20 protein-coding genes and 1 tRNA gene are annotated in these 19,403 nt (G+C 44.1%); 4 read left to right on the forward strand and 17 right to left on the reverse strand.

Annotated features, from left to right (window positions below; all coding sequences use genetic code 11):
- Nucleotides 1-4: 4 nt before the first annotated feature.
- The 7 genes from mtbC to ACR3I3_RS11005 form a co-directional block, all read right to left on the reverse strand.
- Complete coding sequence (mtbC, locus tag ACR3I3_RS10975; protein WP_440952292.1) at nucleotides 5-649, reverse strand: dimethylamine corrinoid protein MtbC; 645 nt, start codon at nucleotides 647-649, stop codon at nucleotides 5-7.
- 501 nt (nucleotides 650-1,150) lie between these two features.
- Entirely contained in the window at nucleotides 1,151-1,438 is a 288-nt protein-coding gene (locus ACR3I3_RS10980; RefSeq protein WP_440952293.1) for a hypothetical protein, read from the reverse strand.
- Nucleotides 1,439-1,514: 76 nt separating this feature from the next.
- Nucleotides 1,515-2,150 (reverse strand): iron-sulfur cluster assembly scaffold protein, encoded by a 636-nt coding sequence (locus tag ACR3I3_RS10985; RefSeq protein WP_440952294.1) that lies wholly within the window; start codon nucleotides 2,148-2,150, stop codon nucleotides 1,515-1,517.
- A 29-nt stretch (nucleotides 2,151-2,179) separates the two neighbouring features.
- Nucleotides 2,180-3,349 (reverse strand): cysteine desulfurase family protein, encoded by a 1,170-nt coding sequence (locus ACR3I3_RS10990; RefSeq protein WP_440952295.1) that lies wholly within the window; start codon nucleotides 3,347-3,349, stop codon nucleotides 2,180-2,182.
- A 229-nt stretch (nucleotides 3,350-3,578) separates the two neighbouring features.
- Complete coding sequence (locus ACR3I3_RS10995) at nucleotides 3,579-4,484, reverse strand: sulfide-dependent adenosine diphosphate thiazole synthase (protein WP_440952296.1); 906 nt, start codon at nucleotides 4,482-4,484, stop codon at nucleotides 3,579-3,581.
- Nucleotides 4,460-4,530, reverse strand: a tRNA-Cys gene (locus ACR3I3_RS11000). Before ACR3I3_RS11000 ends, ACR3I3_RS10995 begins: the two co-directional genes overlap by 25 nt.
- Before the next feature lie 192 nt (nucleotides 4,531-4,722).
- Complete coding sequence (locus tag ACR3I3_RS11005) at nucleotides 4,723-5,043, reverse strand: transcriptional regulator (RefSeq protein WP_440952297.1); 321 nt, start codon at nucleotides 5,041-5,043, stop codon at nucleotides 4,723-4,725.
- Nucleotides 5,044-5,316: 273 nt separating this feature from the next.
- On the opposite strand from ACR3I3_RS11005, the gene ACR3I3_RS11010 reads away from it, so the two are divergent.
- The 3 genes from ACR3I3_RS11010 (at nucleotide 5,317) to engB (ending at nucleotide 8,887) form a co-directional block, all read left to right on the forward strand.
- The gene (locus tag ACR3I3_RS11010) at nucleotides 5,317-6,933 is read left to right on the forward strand and encodes a BatD family protein (protein ID WP_440952298.1); all 1,617 of its coding nucleotides are present in this window, start codon (nucleotides 5,317-5,319) and stop codon (nucleotides 6,931-6,933) included.
- Between the two features lie 7 nt (nucleotides 6,934-6,940).
- Nucleotides 6,941-8,197 carry a hypothetical protein gene (locus ACR3I3_RS11015; RefSeq protein WP_440952299.1) on the forward strand — a complete coding sequence of 419 codons (1,257 nt, stop codon included), beginning with the start codon at nucleotides 6,941-6,943 and terminating at the stop codon, nucleotides 8,195-8,197.
- Between the two features lie 66 nt (nucleotides 8,198-8,263).
- Nucleotides 8,264-8,887: a GTP-binding protein EngB gene (gene engB / locus ACR3I3_RS11020; protein WP_440952300.1), complete on the forward strand. Its 624-nt coding sequence runs from the start codon at nucleotides 8,264-8,266 to the stop codon at nucleotides 8,885-8,887.
- Between the two features lie 105 nt (nucleotides 8,888-8,992).
- On the opposite strand, the gene ACR3I3_RS11025 is transcribed toward engB, so the two are convergent.
- From ACR3I3_RS11025 to ftsZ, 7 genes are all read right to left on the reverse strand, one after another.
- Nucleotides 8,993-9,613 (reverse strand): TatD family nuclease-associated radical SAM protein, encoded by a 621-nt coding sequence (locus ACR3I3_RS11025; RefSeq protein ID WP_440952301.1) that lies wholly within the window; start codon nucleotides 9,611-9,613, stop codon nucleotides 8,993-8,995.
- Between the two features lie 107 nt (nucleotides 9,614-9,720).
- Nucleotides 9,721-10,092 (reverse strand): gamma-glutamylcyclotransferase family protein, encoded by a 372-nt coding sequence (locus tag ACR3I3_RS11030; protein ID WP_440952302.1) that lies wholly within the window; start codon nucleotides 10,090-10,092, stop codon nucleotides 9,721-9,723.
- Complete coding sequence (locus tag ACR3I3_RS11035; protein ID WP_440952303.1) at nucleotides 10,089-11,279, reverse strand: geranylgeranyl reductase family protein; 1,191 nt, start codon at nucleotides 11,277-11,279, stop codon at nucleotides 10,089-10,091. The genes ACR3I3_RS11030 and ACR3I3_RS11035 overlap by 4 nt, the downstream gene beginning before the upstream one ends.
- Nucleotides 11,280-11,448: 169 nt before the next feature.
- A complete protein-coding gene (locus ACR3I3_RS11040) occupies nucleotides 11,449-11,643 on the reverse strand; it encodes a TRAM domain-containing protein (protein ID WP_440952304.1) in 195 nt (64 codons plus the stop codon).
- A 207-nt stretch (nucleotides 11,644-11,850) separates the two neighbouring features.
- Nucleotides 11,851-12,312: a hypothetical protein gene (locus ACR3I3_RS11045; RefSeq protein ID WP_440952305.1), complete on the reverse strand. Its 462-nt coding sequence runs from the start codon at nucleotides 12,310-12,312 to the stop codon at nucleotides 11,851-11,853.
- A 27-nt stretch (nucleotides 12,313-12,339) separates the two neighbouring features.
- Nucleotides 12,340-13,806, reverse strand: a complete 1,467-nt coding sequence (locus tag ACR3I3_RS11050) for a dihydropteroate synthase-like protein (RefSeq protein ID WP_440953796.1) — start codon at nucleotides 13,804-13,806, stop codon at nucleotides 12,340-12,342.
- Nucleotides 13,807-13,929: 123 nt separating this feature from the next.
- Nucleotides 13,930-15,105: a cell division protein FtsZ gene (ftsZ, locus tag ACR3I3_RS11055; RefSeq protein ID WP_440952306.1), complete on the reverse strand. Its 1,176-nt coding sequence runs from the start codon at nucleotides 15,103-15,105 to the stop codon at nucleotides 13,930-13,932.
- A gap of 645 nt (nucleotides 15,106-15,750) precedes the next feature.
- Between ftsZ and ACR3I3_RS11060 the strand changes: the two genes are divergently transcribed.
- Nucleotides 15,751-16,449, forward strand: coding sequence for an AIM24 family protein (locus ACR3I3_RS11060; protein WP_440952307.1), 699 nt, complete (start codon nucleotides 15,751-15,753; stop codon nucleotides 16,447-16,449).
- 98 nt (nucleotides 16,450-16,547) lie between these two features.
- Here ACR3I3_RS11060 and ACR3I3_RS11065 read toward each other — a convergent pair whose 3' ends face one another.
- The 3 genes from ACR3I3_RS11065 to ACR3I3_RS11075 are packed head-to-tail and all read right to left on the reverse strand — an operon-like array spanning nucleotide 16,548 to nucleotide 19,162.
- Nucleotides 16,548-17,261: a UPF0280 family protein gene (locus ACR3I3_RS11065; protein ID WP_440952308.1), complete on the reverse strand. Its 714-nt coding sequence runs from the start codon at nucleotides 17,259-17,261 to the stop codon at nucleotides 16,548-16,550.
- Nucleotides 17,262-17,270: 9 nt separating this feature from the next.
- Nucleotides 17,271-17,657 (reverse strand): 4Fe-4S binding protein, encoded by a 387-nt coding sequence (locus ACR3I3_RS11070; RefSeq protein WP_440952309.1) that lies wholly within the window; start codon nucleotides 17,655-17,657, stop codon nucleotides 17,271-17,273.
- A 2-nt stretch (nucleotides 17,658-17,659) separates the two neighbouring features.
- A complete protein-coding gene (locus tag ACR3I3_RS11075) occupies nucleotides 17,660-19,162 on the reverse strand; it encodes a homocysteine biosynthesis protein (RefSeq protein WP_440952310.1) in 1,503 nt (500 codons plus the stop codon).
- Between the last annotated feature and the right edge of the window lie 241 nt (nucleotides 19,163-19,403).

Raw genomic sequence — 19,403 nt, forward strand, 5'->3', positions numbered from 1 at the left:
AAATTTATAACAAGAATTCCTTTGCCTTCGCTACTGCCTCACTTGCATTCTCTGCATAGCAGTCTGCACCGATCTTCTTTGCCCATGCATCTGTTGCTGGTGCGCCACCAACCATGACCTTTACACTGTCAATCATGCCATTCTCTTTGAGAAGCTCAATGACTTCTTTCTGGCCCTGAAGAGTTGTTGTCATAAGTGCAGAGAGACCGATCATGTCAGCATTGACTTCCCTTGCCTTGTCAATGAAATTTTGGAGTGGTACATCCCTTCCAATGTCGTGGACCTCAAAACCTGATGCCTGAAGCATTGTTGAGACGATTGCCTTACCGATGTCGTGCACGTCACCCTCAACGGTACCGTTGACGATAACACCGAGCTTCTGGCCTGCGCCTGTGCCTGCGGAAAGCTCATCCTGAAGTAGCTCAACACCAGCAGTCATTGCGTCAGCTGCCATCATAACGTGGGGGAGGAAGAGTTTTCCCCTCTCAAAAAGTATACCGACTTCATTCATACCCATTGCAAGACCGTTATCAATAAGATCTACTGCTGATGCCTGAGTCATTCCCTTTTTCACTGCAGCTATCACATCGTCTTTTCTACAACTTACTACTGCATCAGATAACTCTTTGAATAATTCATCTTTTGCCAATTATATCACCTTTAACCTATGCAAATACATATACCTTGCATCAGTTGTCAGTTAAAATTGATTTTTTTAATATAAAAAGATTGCTCATATAAGCACAATAGTTATATAATAAGATTATTTCAATTCGGAATTGATACATAAGGGACAAGAAAGGTTATAATACGATAAATAAAAATGAGTTAGACTTGGCCACCATGATAGAATTAACTTATACCTACTAAAAATATCAAATAAAAAAAGAAAGTTTATAAGTGATGCAGCAGCCAGTTGAAATGTTGTAAAGCAAAGCAAATGTGGACACAAGGCCAACAATATAAGATAGGAAACAGAAGAAAAAAGAACATTTAAACTTAATTTAAATTCACGAAATTAGTATAGATAAATATTAAAAAATGATGTTGATCAGAAAAGTAGGATGTTTTCCAATTTTAATATATAATGCCGCAAATATGGAAGAAAATCAGTTATAGATAGATGAATACAGATCCAACCAAAAAACCCTCATTCCACAAGCTCAGCGACCCTCTCCAGCAACCCCCTCGCAGCTTCCTCACTGGGAGCATGCCTTACAGTGATCTTGCCACTCTTATAAACGAGGATCATCATGGCACCGGAAGTAAAGCGAATAGCACCAAGCTCCTCGGAGCAACGCAGGAATTTGATGAGACTTCCTTCCTCAGACTTCAGGGCTTCACATGCCTTTGTAATATCTATTTCATTATCAAGTTTTGCGATCACATGCTGAATATCCGGACCGCTCTTACAGGGAGTAATTGATCTTATTTCCATGTTCATCAAAGACCTGTTTTAAATATGATATAAATGTGAAACCAATGATAGAAGGTAAAAGGTAAAAAGGAAAGTATCAGGAGATGAAATCAACCGTGACACTTTCAACATCCCAGAGAGCTTCCAGCTTCTCGATGATGTCCTCTTTTATTGCAGCTGCGAACTGGTGATGGGACGGCAGGTCAAGCACTACACGCACATTTCCTCCCTCCACAACGATCTTCAAAACAAGCTCGGTCCTGATTATGTCAAGTCCCTTTATAGGGTTCATCACATGTTTCAGGCGCCTTCTGACAACTTCCTCATCTGTTGGCTCGTTCTCAACCACCATTCCGTGTTTTTCCTCGTAATCACGGATAGCTGAACGAAGTCCCTCCACTGCCAGTACAGAACAGTGCGCTTTGACCGGAGGAAGTCCTCCAAGTGCTTCAGCTGCTTCCTTCCATGTGATCTTCTTTGCTTCTTCAAGGGTCTTGCCCTTTGCCAGTTCTGTGATGATGGAAGCTGTGGCAATGTTGGATGCACAACCGTAGGATTCAAAGGAGATATCCTCAATAACAAGGGTATCAGGATTCACTTTCAAATAAACGGCAACCATGTCCCCACAGGCCGGGCTGCCTTCGAGACCTTTTCCATCCGGGTTTTCCATCTTGCCCACATTGTGTGGATTTCTGAAATGCTCAAGTACCTCTTTACTATATGGGAATGTCATATGACCACTCTCCTGTTCCTTTCTAATGATCAGTCGTCTGCTGACAGCGGGCTGATAGCCCTGAGATTTTCAACAACTTCCTTCAATGCATCAATGATAGCATCTGCGTCTTCCATGGTATTGAACCTTCCGAAACTGAAACGCAATGAACCATGGGCACGCTCATGGTCGCCACCGATACCAAGTATCACATGACTTGCCTCAAGGGAACGGCTGAAACATGCCGATCCGGTGCTCACGGCAAATCCCATCATATCAAGATGCAATGTGATGGATTCACCTTCAACATAATGGAAGGTCAGATTGGCGTTCTGTGGGAGCCTGCTGGTAGCGCTACCATTCAGGGTTACGCTGGAGATCTCAGACTGTGCCCTCTCCATGATGCGATCCCTCATTGCTTTGAGCCTTTCGTTCTCCTCGGGAGTCACCAGCTCAACAGCCTTTGCAAAACCCACGGCACCAGGGATGTTCTCAATACCGGCACGCAGGTCGAACTCCTGGAAGCCGCCGTCCATCCACTTGTTGATCGGAGTTCCCTCTCTTATATACAGTGCACCGACACCACGGGGACCGTGGATCGTGTGTGCTGAGACCGTTACAAGGTCAACAGGGACCTGACTTACATCAAGTGGCAGCCTTGTGAAGCTGTGAGTAGCATCTGTATGGAAAAGGACCTCTTTTTCCTTACAGATATCTGCTATGGCCTTAATGTCCTGTACAGTGCCTATCTCCTGGTTTGCATGCTGGATGGATACCAGAGCGGTCTGCGGAGTGATGGCAGCCTTAAGCATTTCAAGGTCAAGGATACCTTCACTGTCAACATCTATGAAATCGACCTTGTACCCCTGTTTCTCAAGCATTTTGGCAGTGTTCAGCACATCAAAATCCTCAAGGCGGGAAACGATGATGTGATCATCCTTCTTTCCTTTCAGTGCAGAAAGAACTCCTTTTATTGCCATATTGCTTGATTCGGTGCTTCCCGAAGTGAACACGACCTCATTGGGATTTGCACCAAGGGTCGATGCAATTAGCTTCCTTGATCTTTCAAGACCTTCCTTGGAATCGATCCCCATGGAATAGCCAAATTCGGAAGTAGCTACTGCATAAGTATCAAAAAAATATGGTTTCATTGCCTCAAGCACCCTTTCATCCAGACGGGTACTGGCAGCATTGTCAAGATAAACTGTCTTATCGAACATCTGGCAAACACCTCTTTGACCAAATAAATTTTTTAATGTCAGACATACTCTGCCGGGATCTAATGGTCGACTGCAATAAAACAGCCTTAGCAGAGATTAAATGATATACAGGGATTATATTGGCAACTGTATAAAGCGTTAACCATTTACTGTAAAGTTGCGACTGTAAATATACAGCCTGAAATTGAAGGGAGGAGATGGAACAGCAAATGCTGCCCATCGAAAAAGATTACCGGGACCTGACGATCTCTTCAGCGATCTTTGCAGCCTTCACACCGGACAGCAACATACCACCAAAGGTAGGACCCATTCTGGAAAGACCGAAACATGTGGCAGCAGCCATTCCCGTAACCACAAGTCCAGGGAATATCTCAGAGGTGTTGTTCACCACTTCGTCCTCGGAATTCTCAACATCCATTCCAGAGAAACCTTTTAGGTCAACAAGACCACGGTCTGCAAGGGAATTAGCCACAACTGCATCATGTCCTGTTGCATCGATGACACATTTTGTCTCGATCGCTACAGGATCAACACATGTGATGGCACGTGGCAGGGCTGAAACCGGTGTCCAGTTGGTCACAGTACCGGAAACACGACCATCCCTGAGGACCACATCATCGAACTTGTTCATGTTCAGCATGAAAGCTCCTGCATCACAGGCAGCAGAGATCAGCTTGGAACATGCTGATGGTGCATCCGCAACATAGAGACCTTCCTTTATGTCAGGTACTTCCTTGTACGGAACACCGAGCTGGTCGAATATCTCCTGTGCAGGAGCCCTGACGGTGACCTTGTTCATAAGGTAACCACCCAACCAGAAACCGCCACCGAAGTAATTGTTGCTCTCAAGCACAACGGTCTTGAGACCTTTGGATGCAAGGTCACGGGCTGCCACAAGGCCGCTTGGACCTCCACCAACGATGATCACATCACTTTCAATATGGGAAAGAAAATCTCCAAGGAATTCTTCAACTATCGAACGGGTAATATCTTTTTCAGTTGCTTGTGCGAATTGATTCATGTCTTCACCTGTTTTGTAGAGATAATCGGAAAGTGCAGAAAGATGCAGAACAGAAAAGTAAGGGAAATTCAGCTCTGCATCTGTTTCAAAGGCCGGAGTGAGAATCGAACTCACATACTCCGATCTGCAGTCGGACGCATAACCACTCTGCCATCCAGCCAGTTGATGCCGATTCACTATTGTGAATCACAATCGTGAATATATGTCGATACTATATATAGATTATGTTCTAAGCAAAATAAGAGGAAATAAGAAGAGAGAAGACCCCATTCTACAAAAAAGTTGGAAAGTAATCAATAAAAATCAGAAAAAGAGGAAATTGCCCTTTCAATCTCAAAATTGATGTCACAGATCATTCATCTGCAGGACAAGCACCCTCACCCTTTCTCAAGTACCTGCAGATCTCACAGATCTTCGCAGGAACATTGTCCACCTTACCTTCCTGTATCTCAAAAGCAAGATGTGATATCGCCTCTTTTATGTCGTCATCGAACTCTATTCGATAACCTCGTTTTTTCGTCAGGTACTGCGATACTGCAGACGGTGCCATACCGAACATTTTTGCAACTTCCTTCTGCGAGATACCGTTATTTACAAGTTCCATTGCGAGAGCGGCACGGATCGCGGGAAGGATATCCCACACAACTGCCTGACAGGGAGTTTCCAGATTCATAATATCACTAACAATACATTATAGCCTATATACTACTATATGGTGTTCATAACATATACCCTTGTAACATATATAGATATTCACTATTGTGAAATTATGAAGAATTTAATATATAAGTAACATCTGTCTAAATATATTTGAGTTAAAGCTATTCTTATTTGAGTATAATGATAGGTATAAGAGTTAAATAAAATATGAGATTATATATTGTCAATTGATAAATAAAAATGATAATTCAATATTAACAATGGATAATTGTTAAAGAGGGGTCTCATGTTCAGGAAAGCTTTGATCATATTACTGATGGTACTTTGTGTATTCTCATTTACAGCGTCTGCATACACGCTTAATGACATAGAATGGAAAAATACGGAAACAGCTACTCTTCACTGGGGAGACAGTTTTGAGAACGGGGAAGCAAAAGATGATTCATATGAAACATATGTGATCAAAGCGGAGGATTTCAGTAAAGATGGTTTCGTATCAGTTTCGATCTCAAGAGATGGGCAGATAAAAACTACTGGATTCATCTCCAATGGCCAGAGCTTTGAATACCGGGACGAGGAAAGAGGTCAGGATATTAAGGTATTTGCATCAGAGATCAAATTGAACATTGATTCGTGGACAGGCAATATGGAAGACCCTACAGCAAAATTAGAGGTATGGAGAAGAGGCGTCCCTGAATTTGATATTAAAATCGAAACCGAAAAGGATCCAAATACAGAAAAGGACAATGAGTATGATCCAAGATCCCCTACCTATCCTAATGAAATCGTCACTACCATAACTGTCAAGAATAAAGGATATGCTGAAGCAAAAAACGTTGAAGTAATCATAAATCCTGCAGGAATGGAACTGGCTGATGGAAACATTAAGACCACAATGCTCTCATTAGCTAAAGATGAAGTCGCAGAACCCGTAGAAGTTAGCTTTAAAGTCCCACATCTCTGGGAAGAGACTGACCTTGATCTCGAAGTAACTGTCAGGGCCAAAGACATCAACGGAGACATCCACGAAGATACAGAGGATAAAGAAATAAAAATACTGCCAAAAGCTGAACTTCTGATCACTAAAACCATTGCAAAAGAGCTCTACATGGACGAAACTGCATATGTTACAGTCTCAGTTCGTAATCATGGGATCTACAGCATGAACTCAGTTACACTAAAAGATACTGTACTCTCCAGTATGGAACTTAAAGACAGTGTAACACTTGAAAAGAAAGTATCATTCGCCCCCGGAGAAACTATTGAAGTATTCTCCTATGCACTTAAACCTCTCAAGCCAGGGCAATACACAGTACCTGAAACAGTTGCAACTTATACGACTACTGACGGCAAAACCTATACATATGAATCAGATGATGAAACAAAGATCGAGATCAATGGACCATACATCGTCCTGACCCAAAAAGTGGACAAAACAAACTTACAGCCAGGAAACGAAATAAAGGTCACAGTGACCGCAAAGAACGAAGGTAACAGGGATGCAAGTACAAAGGCATCATCCACCGAATTCCCAGCAGGTTCAAGTTTTGTAAGTGGCGATACCTCTGTTGACAAGGTACTGAGTAAAGGAGAATCAGCAAGTTATTCTTATACACTTAAGATGAACGATGAAGGTACCTTTAAGGTCCCGGCTGCAACTGCAACGTTCATCGATATGGAAAGCTACAAAGGAGAGAAGATCTCAAACATGCCTGAGATCACAGTTAAGGTCCCTGAGGAAACCTCAACTTCATCGGGCACCAGCACAAGCAACCCATCCGGCAACAGCAACCCACAACCAGGATCCGAATCTAATGAAGAGGTCGTTGAACCGGGCTTTGAGTCCATATTCGCAATTGCTGCACTTGCTGGTGTATACACAGCAATAAGAAGGAGAAAATGAATAGATCATGCGAATGAGAATACACGTTTGCCTGATTATTGTATTTGCCATAATATTATGTGCAAATATTGCTATTGCCTCATCCGAGAACGATCCGGAATGGAACGAATCGGTCAATTATACCCTTTACTGGGGAGATAGTGTTGAGGTGGACGGCTTCCTGATCAAGGCAAACGACTTCTCAAAAGCAAGACCTTTTGACATTGAGACAGATTATGTAATGCTTACCATCATTTCCGACGATTCGGAAAAATGGAGCGCACTCCTCTCGGTCAATAACAGCCAGATACCTGATAGAGGAATATTTGGTGAAAGGCTTAATATAACTGCTTTTGAGGTTGTGACCGGGGAAGACATCCCTGCACCCTATACCAAGATCGCAGTCTCAACACTCAACATTACAGAAGAAGAGAGCGGAAGCTGGATCAACAATACGATCTCTGTAACAAAGACGATATATAAGGAAACTTATATCGATGAGAGAGTATTCATCGAAGTCCAGATCAAAAATCTCCGGAACCTGGAATTCCAGAATGTCACAATAAATGAGACACTTCCAGAAAACATATTAAGTGATCCTGATATCGATGTCGACCAGACGATAGATATCGAGCCGTATTCAAAGAAATTGATCCAGTATTCTATCAAAGCACTTAAACCGGGAAACTACACGATACCTCCCACAGAAATAGAACTGGTTTACAGGGGAGTAACGTATCACCACTACACAAACTCAACAGAACTGGTCGTCTACGGACCATATATCACCGCTGAAAAGACGGCCACTGTTAATGAAAATGATCCACAGCAACTGGACATCAGCATAACAGTGGAAAATAAAGGTAACCGTGCAGCATATTTGGAGATCAGGGATGAAATGATGCCAAACTCTATCCTGAAGGAAGGAAAGACAACAACTGAAATGGTCATATTCCCGGACAAGGTCAAAAAACTGGAGTACACCGTAAATATCAAAACCATCAACAAGAACACCATAGCCCCTTCAGCAGAGATATATTTTTCAGACTCTAAAGGATACTCCGACACATTCTGGACAAAAAGATTCTACATATTCAAAGAACATGAAGAAGGAACTCCCGAACCTTTAATTGAACCTGAAGAAGAACAGGACATTGCTGATCCCGAATACTCTGATACGAGCAGTGGTAATATGGAATATCCGAAATTCGGACCTATAAGATCGGTCAGAGATCTTGTCGACAATGCGATGATAATAATTAATGAAGCACTTGAGTACAAGTGATCTTTTCTTTCTGCCAGAACGAAATCTATTTAGCTATTTCAATTGTCTGGACTACGGGAATGAGATATGAAAAAAGACCAGGGATTTGAAAAAGCCAAGTTCGAGATAATACTCTCGGGAAGATCAAATGTTGGAAAATCATCCATCATAAGAGAGCTCACGGGTAAAAAAGTAAAGGTAGGGAAACGACCGGGAGTTACTTTAAAGCCTGCACATACCCTGCGATCAGATATGCTGATCACAGATCTGCCAGGATTCGGGTTCATGAGCGGCGTGAAAGACCGCAAACAGGACATTGTAAAGGACCAGATCGTCCGCTACATAGAGAACAACGCTGAAAGAATAAAGATAGCAGTTCTTGTTACTGATGCAGTTTCATTCACAGATGTTATCGAGCGCTGGGAGAGCCGCAATGAGATACCTATCGACATAGAAATGTTCGATTTTTTCAATGAACTGGGATTCGACACCATTGTTGCCGTAAACAAGATGGACAGGATAAAAGATAACGAACGTGAAGAAAGACTGGATGCCATCGCTGAGAAGCTCGGACTCACTCCGCCATGGAACCAGTGGGATTACATAATCGCACCTGTGAGTGCAAAAAAAGGAAACATCAATTCACTCAAGGGATTGCTTCGAAAGCGCCTTCATGATGCTAAAAGAGATGATCTTTTCAAATATATATGAGATCAATGGAACTTAACGGACCAAAACATAAAAAAGGATCGAGATGAACAGAAGCTGAGATGAATGATCAGCTGATCAGCCGTTCATCCACCCACCTATAGCTCATCACCTTACGTAAAAATCAGCGCCAATATCCTTTGCTATCATTTCACATTTTTTGATGTCAATGTCATTGAAACCTACAACGGTCATACGTGTATGGATACCGGCTGCAATGGCATTTTTTGTGAAGTCCAGCATAGCATTATATGAACCTTCGAAAGCCGGTCTGCATATCTCATTATATTTGTCTTCCGATTCCGCATTGAGGCTCACTGATACTTCATCAAGACCTGCCCCTTTGAGTTCTGCCACAACATCCCTCTCAGGATAAAGCAATTGTGCATGTCCGTTCGTATCCAGCCTTACCCTCACACCCTTTTCCTTGAGCCAGCGAGTGATATCAAGAAGGATGTCAAAACGGAGGGTCGCCTCTCCGAACCCCGTAAATACGACCTCCCGGTATTTGCTAAGGTCCAGGGACGAAAGTTTTTCCAGGATCTCATCAAGAGAAGGTTCTTTTTTGAGGCGCAGGTCATAACCATAGACACCGTCTGAGACGTCGCGTATACAGAAAACACAGCTTGCACTGCATCTGTTGGTTATGTTAAGATACAGATTGTCATGCCCTTCATAACAAAGCGTGCCAACATTCTCAAGATTACCGTCAAATTTTTTTTCTGTCATTTGCAGCCTCTTTATATTTACAGGATAATTCTGATCGACTTAACATATTTGCAGGAACTGCTTCAAGCATATATTTGCAGGATCCATTTAAAATAAATTAAATTCATTTAATATCTATTTTCGTTTACCGGATGATCTTTCCACTTGCCTGAACTGATCACGGGATACTTCTCACAGGGAGCAGCTGGCGAAAGAAAATACATCCATGTTTCAGAACCATTATCAAGCAATACATTTTTCCTGCAGAACCATTTGCCTTCAAACTCATCGAGAACTTTCAGCAACTCATTGTCTGCATTATAGAGTTCACCTGATATCTTTGAGCCAGGTTCACCCATTACTACACCAGGAAAGTATTCAAGATCCAGCATCCTGAACTCAGTCGCTGTGGATGCCTCACAAACAAAAGTGGAATCCCCAAGCAGGTGATGGTTGCAACATCCCTTTTTCAAAGTGCCGTATACGAATAGAAGACTCATCTTATCCCAAAGTTCATTTTAAGCAGACCTTTCCTTACTGCATCAGGTAGCTGCCCACACTGCAGTGCTTTCATATGCTCAGGATCGATCATCTTGATAGCTGCAGACATCATTGAATCAGAGCGCATGAGGTTATCCATAAGCTTTCTCACATAGACCGCAGTCTTAATCTCCAGACCCATCTCCTTTCGCCAGCGCTCGTCATAGTCTTCCAGCCTGCACTTCCCTTCAAGGAAATCAACTGCAGTCTGACCGGCGATCTTTCCACCTACCATTGCAGTGGATATTCCGCCACCATTGGTAGCTATGATATGACCGGCAGCATCACCGGCAACAAGAGTATCTTTAGTAGCTGTTACCTTAGGAGCACCACCAACCGGCACAAGACCGGAAACCACTGAAATGATGGAACCTCCTTCAAGCTTCTTACTGGCTATGGGGTGCTCGTACATGAACTTTTCAAGATAATCCCTGGCAGACATCCCATTCCTGAAAAGGATCTCCCTGATGCCTACTCCGATGTTGGCATTATCGCCACCCTGAGAGATGACCCAGGCATAACCACCGGGAACATAGTCCTTTCCGAAGAACATTTCCACGGCATCCCTGTCAACATCCACACCGCTTACCTCATACTCAAATGCAGTTCCCGTGCCCATTGGATCAGGATCGCGAAGAAGTCCTTTTGCTTTTCCGACAATGGAATTCGGTCCATCGGCACCGATTAGAACCTTACCGTGGATCGTGTGCTGCCCGAAAACACCATCGACCTCAACAGTAGTGCCATTCACCTCAAGGACATTGGTACCTGCCATAAGCTTTGCACCGCATTTACCAGCCTCTTTCGCAAGATACTTGTCAAACCTGCGCCTGTCGATGGCATCAGCATCGACCTCAAATTCCTTGGAATAGCCATTCGGAGCGATAAAGCGCTGTACACTGCTCGAAGCATGGATACATTCCGAGGGTATCGATTCAAGAGTATAAGGAAGCTCGGCATTTGGAACAAGCTCCTGTAAAGTATCGAGATGAGGAAGGAATCCTCCGCATTGAAGAGGAATCCCAATGTCCTTTTTTTTATCAATAAGAAGTACGGATGCGCCTGCTTCTGCTGCATAAGCCGCAGCCGTAGAGCCGGCAGGTCCCGCACCGACAATGATCATATCATATGAGTTTTCAGGCTTCATGAGGATGTCTTCTATAATAGTGATATATTATAAATCTGTTTCAGAGACATCTGCTGAATGAAGCAAAAATTCGAATAATTGATGAAGAAACGTAAGTAAGAATAAACATAGAAGAAAGAAAGTAGAGTAAGATAGAAATAAGATCTGCAGTAAAAAAGGAGCTGAGAAATTACTCAGCTACTTCAGCGAATGCGAACTTGCGCATTACTTTGGTTACCTTGATGGTAACTTCATCGCCAACGGATGTACCTGGTACAAAGATGACAAATCCGCTTACTCTTGCGATGCCGTCTCCTTCCCTTGCGATGTCTTCAATTGTTACGTCGTATGTTTCACCAGCTTCTACTGGTGCAGTTGATTCCATGTTGTTGAACAAATATTTCACATCCTTTTGTGATGCTTGAAAGAACTAACTAAGCTGAAAAACATAATGGAAAAAGCAGCACATACGTGAGTAAATACTATTTAATACCTTACGTTCGAAGCAAAAAGTTATACTTTAAAGCATTTAACAAATAGCAGAGATAAGATATAAGGGTTCTGGTACATTTAATGAAAAAGAACAGAGGCGTTAATAGCCGCCTCCGACCTGCAAAAGCTCGAAATCAAGATCATCCGGAACGTTTGCCTTGAAAATAAAAACATTGCACCTCATATTCCTTGCCTCTGTGATGGCGCGCTTCTGAGTATCTGTGATCTCACCATCAGAAGTGGTAATGCAGAACATCTTCCTTTCATTGTTGCTCACAAGGAAATCAAAATCCTCTGAATATGCCTTAAGGAAATCAACGAAAGCCTTAAGCTCATCCCATTTAGTGCAGAGGTGGATGTTCTTTGATGCGGAATTCTCCACATACCAGTCCCTGCTCATGTATGGATAGGCATTGTACTGGTCTACAAGCTCATCAAAGCTTTTGTATATCCGGTCTACATCGCGTTTCAGGCTTATCCATTTCCAGTTCTGCTGTGCAAAGTATCTTGCTGCCAGAATCTCAACAATTGCTTTTTTATCATCAATATCCAGTTTCATCATAAACACCCAAAGATCAAAACTAAAAGATCAAAGATCATCATCCTGTGAATAGCTTCTTCCAAGTTGCAGGGCTATTTCAGCTTTTTCAAGCTCGCATCCAAGATAAGACGCATGGTCCATCTTTGATATGAGCTCCATACTCATAATAGTGTCCATTATATCCCTCGCGGTCCTTCCCACAATGGTTGCCTTTTCATGCTGTGCGACAATAACACCACCATTATCATCCGAAACGATCCCTATCCTGAAAGGCCCCAGCGGATCAAGTGACCAACCTGCAAACCTCCGTGCTACAACATGATTTTCAGGAACCTCCGCTTCCGGACGTCTGCGCTTTTCCTTAAGCTGAAGCAGATCAATGCCCAGGTCCTTGGGAGAACTCTCCCTTTCCTTTGAAAGAGCCATCATACTGGCTGCAGTCTTCAGTTCACTTATGGAACCACGTGTCTTCTCACTGAACTCAGGCGTGAACAGGATGCATGAACCCACGTCTGCAGCAATACCACAGAGAGTTGCATTGACACCCACCGAATCTGCATCAATGAGCTCAGTAACGTTACCAGCCCCGAAGAACACAGGTACATCCGGATGATCCTCATGGAACCGGGAATATCTTACAATTGAAGATGTTATTCCATGCCCGATCGGATCGAGAACAGGGTCAGCAATTATATCATGGATACCTGCAGCCCTTGCAGCATCTATATTGGCAACAAGACTCTCAAAGCCTGCCCCCGCATCAGGGATAACGACCGCCGCAATACCGGCACCTGCAATTTCGGCCGCAACTGCATCAATGTTGCTGGAATTCAAACTCAGCACAAGGTCAATGCCTTCTTCCAGTGCAGCTATAATAAGTTCCGGCTCCAGTGTATCGATGCTTATCGGAACAGTGGAAACCTCACGGGCCACCCTTACAGCTCGTTTTATGTCCCCGGGAGATGCTGTCAGTGATGCTCCAAGATCGATAATATCAGCACCTTTCATAATAAAGGACCTGATCCTTCTGGAAAGTGCGGCCTCATCAAGACCGGTTGCATCCACAACTTCAGCCATCACTTTCATTCTGGAACCGCCACCAAGTTTCACATCATTAAGTCTCATCAGTGGTTCAGCGTTCTGCTCGATCTCATCAAGGGTTTCTATGGCAATGCCCCTCCATACATCAGAGAGGAGCTCACATGCAGGAACCTCCAGAGAGAATTCCATCTCACCTACAAAGCGGAGTACACTGCCAAGATCATAGGCATGCTTGGGACCAAGATAGACCTTGCAATCCAGCTCCTTTTCAATAATTGAAAAATCCCCGGAGCAAAGACCCGGTACAAAGATCACATCATACCTCTTATCCTGCTGTTTTAGTACTGAGAGCAGCCTGTGAGGAGTAAGGAAAGCAGCTACCTCAATATCCAGGACAAGAACATCGGCATTGTCAGCTACAGAGAAACGAACCGTATTTTCTGCAAGCTTGCCGGTTGCAACCAGAATTTCCATGACCTTTAGATTGGCTGCATCGTAAAAAAGAATATCCATTGGATGAAGAACAGATCATAAAAAATGGTGGAAGAAGACCGGCGATATTTCACACCGGCCTGTAGAACAGAACCTACTTAGAACTTACTGAATTATGTCGATTATTGACCCGCCGTATGATGCCTGTGCACCGATCGGTTCAACGACCGTTCGGCGTCCTCGCTCGGCCCGAGAAAAAGAGGAGGACCTCATTTTTGTGTTTGTGTTCTCAACAACACCGGAGTGGAACTGAGGACCAAGCACCTGTGCGGACTGAACACCGGTCATAATAGCCATGACGCGTACCTTTCCTTCGTAGTCGTCTCTGATACGTGCTCCCCAGATAACATTTGCATTTGGAGAAAGCTCATAGGTAAGAGATGCTGCGATCTCTTCTGCTTCCTTGAGGCTGAGGTCAGGACCGCCTGTGATGTGTACAAGACTACCGGTTGCTCCCCTGTAGTCAACATCAAGGAGTGGGTGATTGAGTGCTGTGCGAACAACATCGTTGCTCTTGTCCTGGTTCTTGCTGTCTCCTACAAGCATGACAGCAACGCCACCGCAACCCATGATAGCACGGATGTCAGCGTAGTCGAGATTGATGAGTGATGGCTGTGTGATAGTTTCTGTGATGCCCTTTACGGTCTCAGCGATCAGTTGGTCCATAACGGAGAATGCCTGCTCGATAGGCAGGTTTGGAACGTAATCAAGAAGCCTGTTGTTGTCAAGTACGATAACTGTGTCAGCTGCCCTGCGGAATTCCTCAAGACCTTCCTCGGCTTTTACGGTACGTGCACGCTCTACCCTGAAAGGACTGGAGACCATACCTACTACGATAGCACCCTGCTCTTTTGCGATCTCTGCAACAACAGGTGCTACACCGGTACCGGTTCCTCCACCCATACCAGCTGTTACGAAAACAAGGTCACTTTCCTTGAAGATCTCCTCAAGGGTACCACGTGCAAGTTCTGCAGCTTTTGCACCAACTTCAGGATATCCACCAGCACCAAGACCTCTTGTAAGGGTCTTACCGACAAGGATCTTCTTGTCAGCACGGATATGATCAAGATGCTGTTTGTCAGTGTTAATAGCAATAGTTTCTGCACCTTCGATACCGATGTTGTACAAACGGTTGATGGTGTTGTTACCTGCACCACCACATCCAACAATGGTGATACGAGGCATTCCGAATCCTTCGAACTGGTCATCTGCTGATACTGACTGTCTGTACTCTTTTTCTATTTCTGAGTGTTTTAATGCTTCCTGTACTATAGACTGCACGTTCATCCCCTCTCTTGGATATTGCATTCTACTGCAATTTGCGTGTTGGACACGCTGACTGTTTTCAAATCAATGTAGGCCCCTTACAATTATGTCATGAGGCTTATCCTCTCTTGCCCGCAGATCAGGTCCTGCGGCCGTCCGTGTTGTAAGCGAACGGTTAATGGCAAAAATGAAGTAGTCTATAGTAGTCACTACCCACATAGGTCACCACTATCGAGAAACCCCGATAACATCCTTCACCATCGCCCTCTCTTGCTGCCGGAAATTCATCCGGCATATGGAACAGACCGTAATGACAAACATTTGAAAACAAACATCTGCCAGATCAATTCCAGATATGACTGTCGTCTGAAAATACTATTTATAGATATTAATATATAAGGCTATCGACAATTGTCGCAAACGACTTTGACATTACTGCAATCGATTTACAGTTTCACACAAGGTGATACCGCAATATTGTCGAATTTTATTGAGTACACAGAATTATAACATAATTAGAAATGTTATGACATGCTAAAATCAATAAGAGGATAATATATTTTAAATATATTTAAAGTCCTGAATGTACAGGGAATAATTCCAGACCGGGGGACGATCTGGACAGGGCGATAGAAAACAAAGGAACAAAGGAAAGATAACATGGGAAGATATTCAATAGAAGAATTCATCGAAAAAACAGGCCAGAGAGACCTCGGAGAAGGATTGTTCGAACTTGAGAGGGACAGGATGCTTGAGCTTAACCTCAATGGAAGGGTCTGGACAAAACGTGGTTCAATGATAGCCTACCTCGGTGATGTTAAGTTCACAAGGGAAGGGGTGCTCGAACACGGTGTCGGCAAGATGCTGAAAAAAGCTGTAACAGGAGAAGGGGTCAGCCTTACAAAAGCAGAAGGAAGAGGGAAAGTATACCTTGCAGATGAAGGTAAGAAGATCTCCATCCTCAAGCTCGACAACGACTCCATTTTTGTCAACGGTAATGACCTGCTTGCATTTGAAGACGGGATCAACTGGGACATCAAGATAATGAAGAAGGTCACAGGAATGCTTGCAGGAGGGCTCTTCAATGTCAAACTTGAAGGAACCGGAATGGTTGCCATCAGTACACACTACGACCCGCTGACACTTCAGGTGACAAAGGACAGGCCGGTCTTCACAGACCCGAACGCAACAGTCGCATGGTCAGGAAACCTGAAACCTGATCTCAAGACAGATATCTCCCTTAAGACATTCGTCGGACGCTCAAGCGGGGAAAGTGTGCAAATGGCCTTCAATGGCGAAGGTTTTGTCGTTATACAGCCATATGAGGAAATACCGTTCCAGATGGCACCTCCTGCCTGAAGGCAAGGTACCATTAAAACTGAAAATAAATGGAAAGCAGAGAGGTGCAGCAATGCACCTTCCCGAATTTATGGACCCTGTAAACCCACAGGTAGAACTTATCCTTTTGTGATGCACTCATAACGCACATCAGCACGACTTATCTTTGGCACGTCACCCCACATCCCCATGAACTCACCCTGTACCAGGAGTGCACCATCAATTCCGGGGACATCCTTTATGACATCAAACGCCTTCTCCACAGCAGCCCTGCCAATATCCGTAGCGTTCGAAAGAGCAGTGGCCGCGGAATCTGCCAGAGAAACATCATCTGAGAATATTACAGCAGCATCGGCCATACCGAAGCTAATGGAGGGTCCTACGGTACCCGAAGAAGTACATATACCGCGTATCACGGAGGATGGTTCGATCACCAGCCCGATATCCTTTATAGGAGAATTTCCGGCATATATACCAATGATGACCTGACGATCATTGATGATAGCAATATCACCGCCATTGTCAACTATGGCATGGGAAGCACCTGCCTCCACCATGGCTTCTACGGCAAGTGACGAAATCGTACCTGCCACCGCGCTCATGGGACCGATACCCATGGCATTGCCTGCCTTTACAAGTCTTTTGACAACTTCAGGAGCATCATCCCTGCATTCGTGTGGTTCCAGAGTTATCTTAAAATAGGGATCCCGAAGGATATAGGCCTCCAGTTTTGCCCTGTGAAATGCGATAGCTTCCCTGGCTGCCTCAATATGAGACCGCTCATCACCAATAATGGTGACAATGGTCTCTTTGAGCTGGAAATGTTCTTTCATATTCGAATTTCAGTGACCAAGTGTCAGAGCGTTATGCGGGCACATCTTGATACATGTACCACACTGGATACACTTGTCGGAATCAGTCTCAAGGCTCCAGTCATCTGCAAATGAGAAGACCTTAACGGGACATACAGAGATGCAGGCACCACATTCCACACACTCATCCTCATCCCTGCTTATAGGAGTATCAAGTATCACGACTTCAGCACCTTTGTTAACAAGGGAATCCCTTATCTTCCGGAACTGGTCGGATGTAACTTCAGCCACTACCTCACCATGTGTAGGATCAAAATGTGCCTGGGAAATGTTCAGCAGTCCTCCGGTCTCCAGAATGGATTCTGCAAGTATGGGTTTTGTAACGATGTCTGCAGCGATGTTGATCTTTATCATCATGATTAGTGCCTCCTTGCAAGCAATTTGCTGATATCATCACTTGTGATAATACCCACCACATGCCTGTTCGAATCGACCACCGGAAGTGCAGATACGCTATTGCTGTCAAGCTTGAAAGCCGAAATGTCCACAGCCTCTTCCGGACTGGCAGTAACGACCTTCCTGGTCATTATGTCCTTTACAAGATTGAATTCTTCCTTTGCAACTGCCTTTGAGATATCCCATGCAGTTACAATTCCAACAAGGTGATTACCATTGTCCACCACAGGCAAATGGTTGAACTGCTTTTCCATGATCACCTTTGCAGCATCATGGAAACTTGCATCCTCCTGGATAGTCGTAACCTCCGAGGACATAATATCCATAACAAGCGGATTGGTATTGGTCTGCTTCATAGCATTGCAGGCAGTGTCCCTGGGGAGGCGCTCCACAGGCATGCTTACAAAGAATTCCCCGTCCCTTATCCATTGTTTGAGTTCATTTGCGATCTGACGGGATTTCTTGAAGCTTGACAACGGGGATGTTGGAACCTCTTTACCATTGAGATCTATGGAGCCTGAACGGAGTTCACCATATGTTACAGTCCTGAGCGCCGGGCGGCTCCTGCTTGGAACACCATAGTCCAGCACATTGGTGACAATATCATCATCTGTTACTGCAGTGGCCTTTGCAATATCCTCATTAAGGACCGGAATAGGGATACCCATTCCGACATAAAGTGATGTACCGTATCCTTTGAACGTTGCAGCACGGATGTATTCAGAGCTCATCTTCTTGAGATCACCTTTGAGCATAAGTGTACCAAATCCTGCTGCAGGTGAGTGCTGGGTCCCTTCTCCCACAATATAGCCCTGAGTACCTCCAAGGAAGATGCGTGTACCTGTACCGATCGTCTCATAGTTCGGATCATTGTACATAGGTGAAAGAACACCTGCACCGGAATAAGTAACATTTCCATGATGAGGCAGTAATGTACCCATATAAGTGTGCAGAGTGTGATTTGTACTGTTGGTCGCAGCATTATACTTCTGATATGAGTTGCGTGGATTGAGCATGATGGCCTGGTTCAGGTCATATATATTGATGGTCGTATCAATGACCTTTCTGGGATAACAGTCAGTTCCCGGAGAAATTCCGTGAACATCAATGGAATTACCACGAACAAGGTCCTCTATCACATGGGCACCACCATAATTCATCCCTTTTGACTGGGACTGCTGGGTTGCACCGATATAAGCATCCACCGCAGCAACACCGGAATACGCCTCAACGTCATTGAGCCATAGCTTGCTGATCCTGATAGGAGGTTCCGAGTGACCGAAGTTCAGCCAGACACCTGATGAACACATGGCTCCGAAAGTACCTGTAGTAACGACATCTACTTCCCTGGCAGCACCCTCTGCACCCAATTCGCCAACGATATCCACCATTTCCTCGGCAGTTACAACATTGACACTGCCATCACGTATCCTGTCATTGATCTCATGAATTGTTTTTTTGACCATGTCTAGTACCTCTGCATTATATTGGGTAATAATCACAGGTACATATATTACTTCCGGTAATTTGCCGCCAGATGAAATCTGGTTGCAAATCAAAATCACCATGCCAAAAAGAAGAGGATTACTCTAATGTAAAATATTTTAAAATAATGGCTATGAACCAGAAGTGAAAAGAAGAAGAAGAAGAAGAAGAAGAAGAAGAAGAAGAAGAAGAAGAAGAAGAAGAAGAAGAAGAAGAAGAAGA

It is taken from the genome of Methanococcoides mangrovi (assembly GCF_052057775.1).
Taxonomy (GTDB): Archaea; Halobacteriota; Methanosarcinia; order Methanosarcinales; family Methanosarcinaceae; genus Methanococcoides.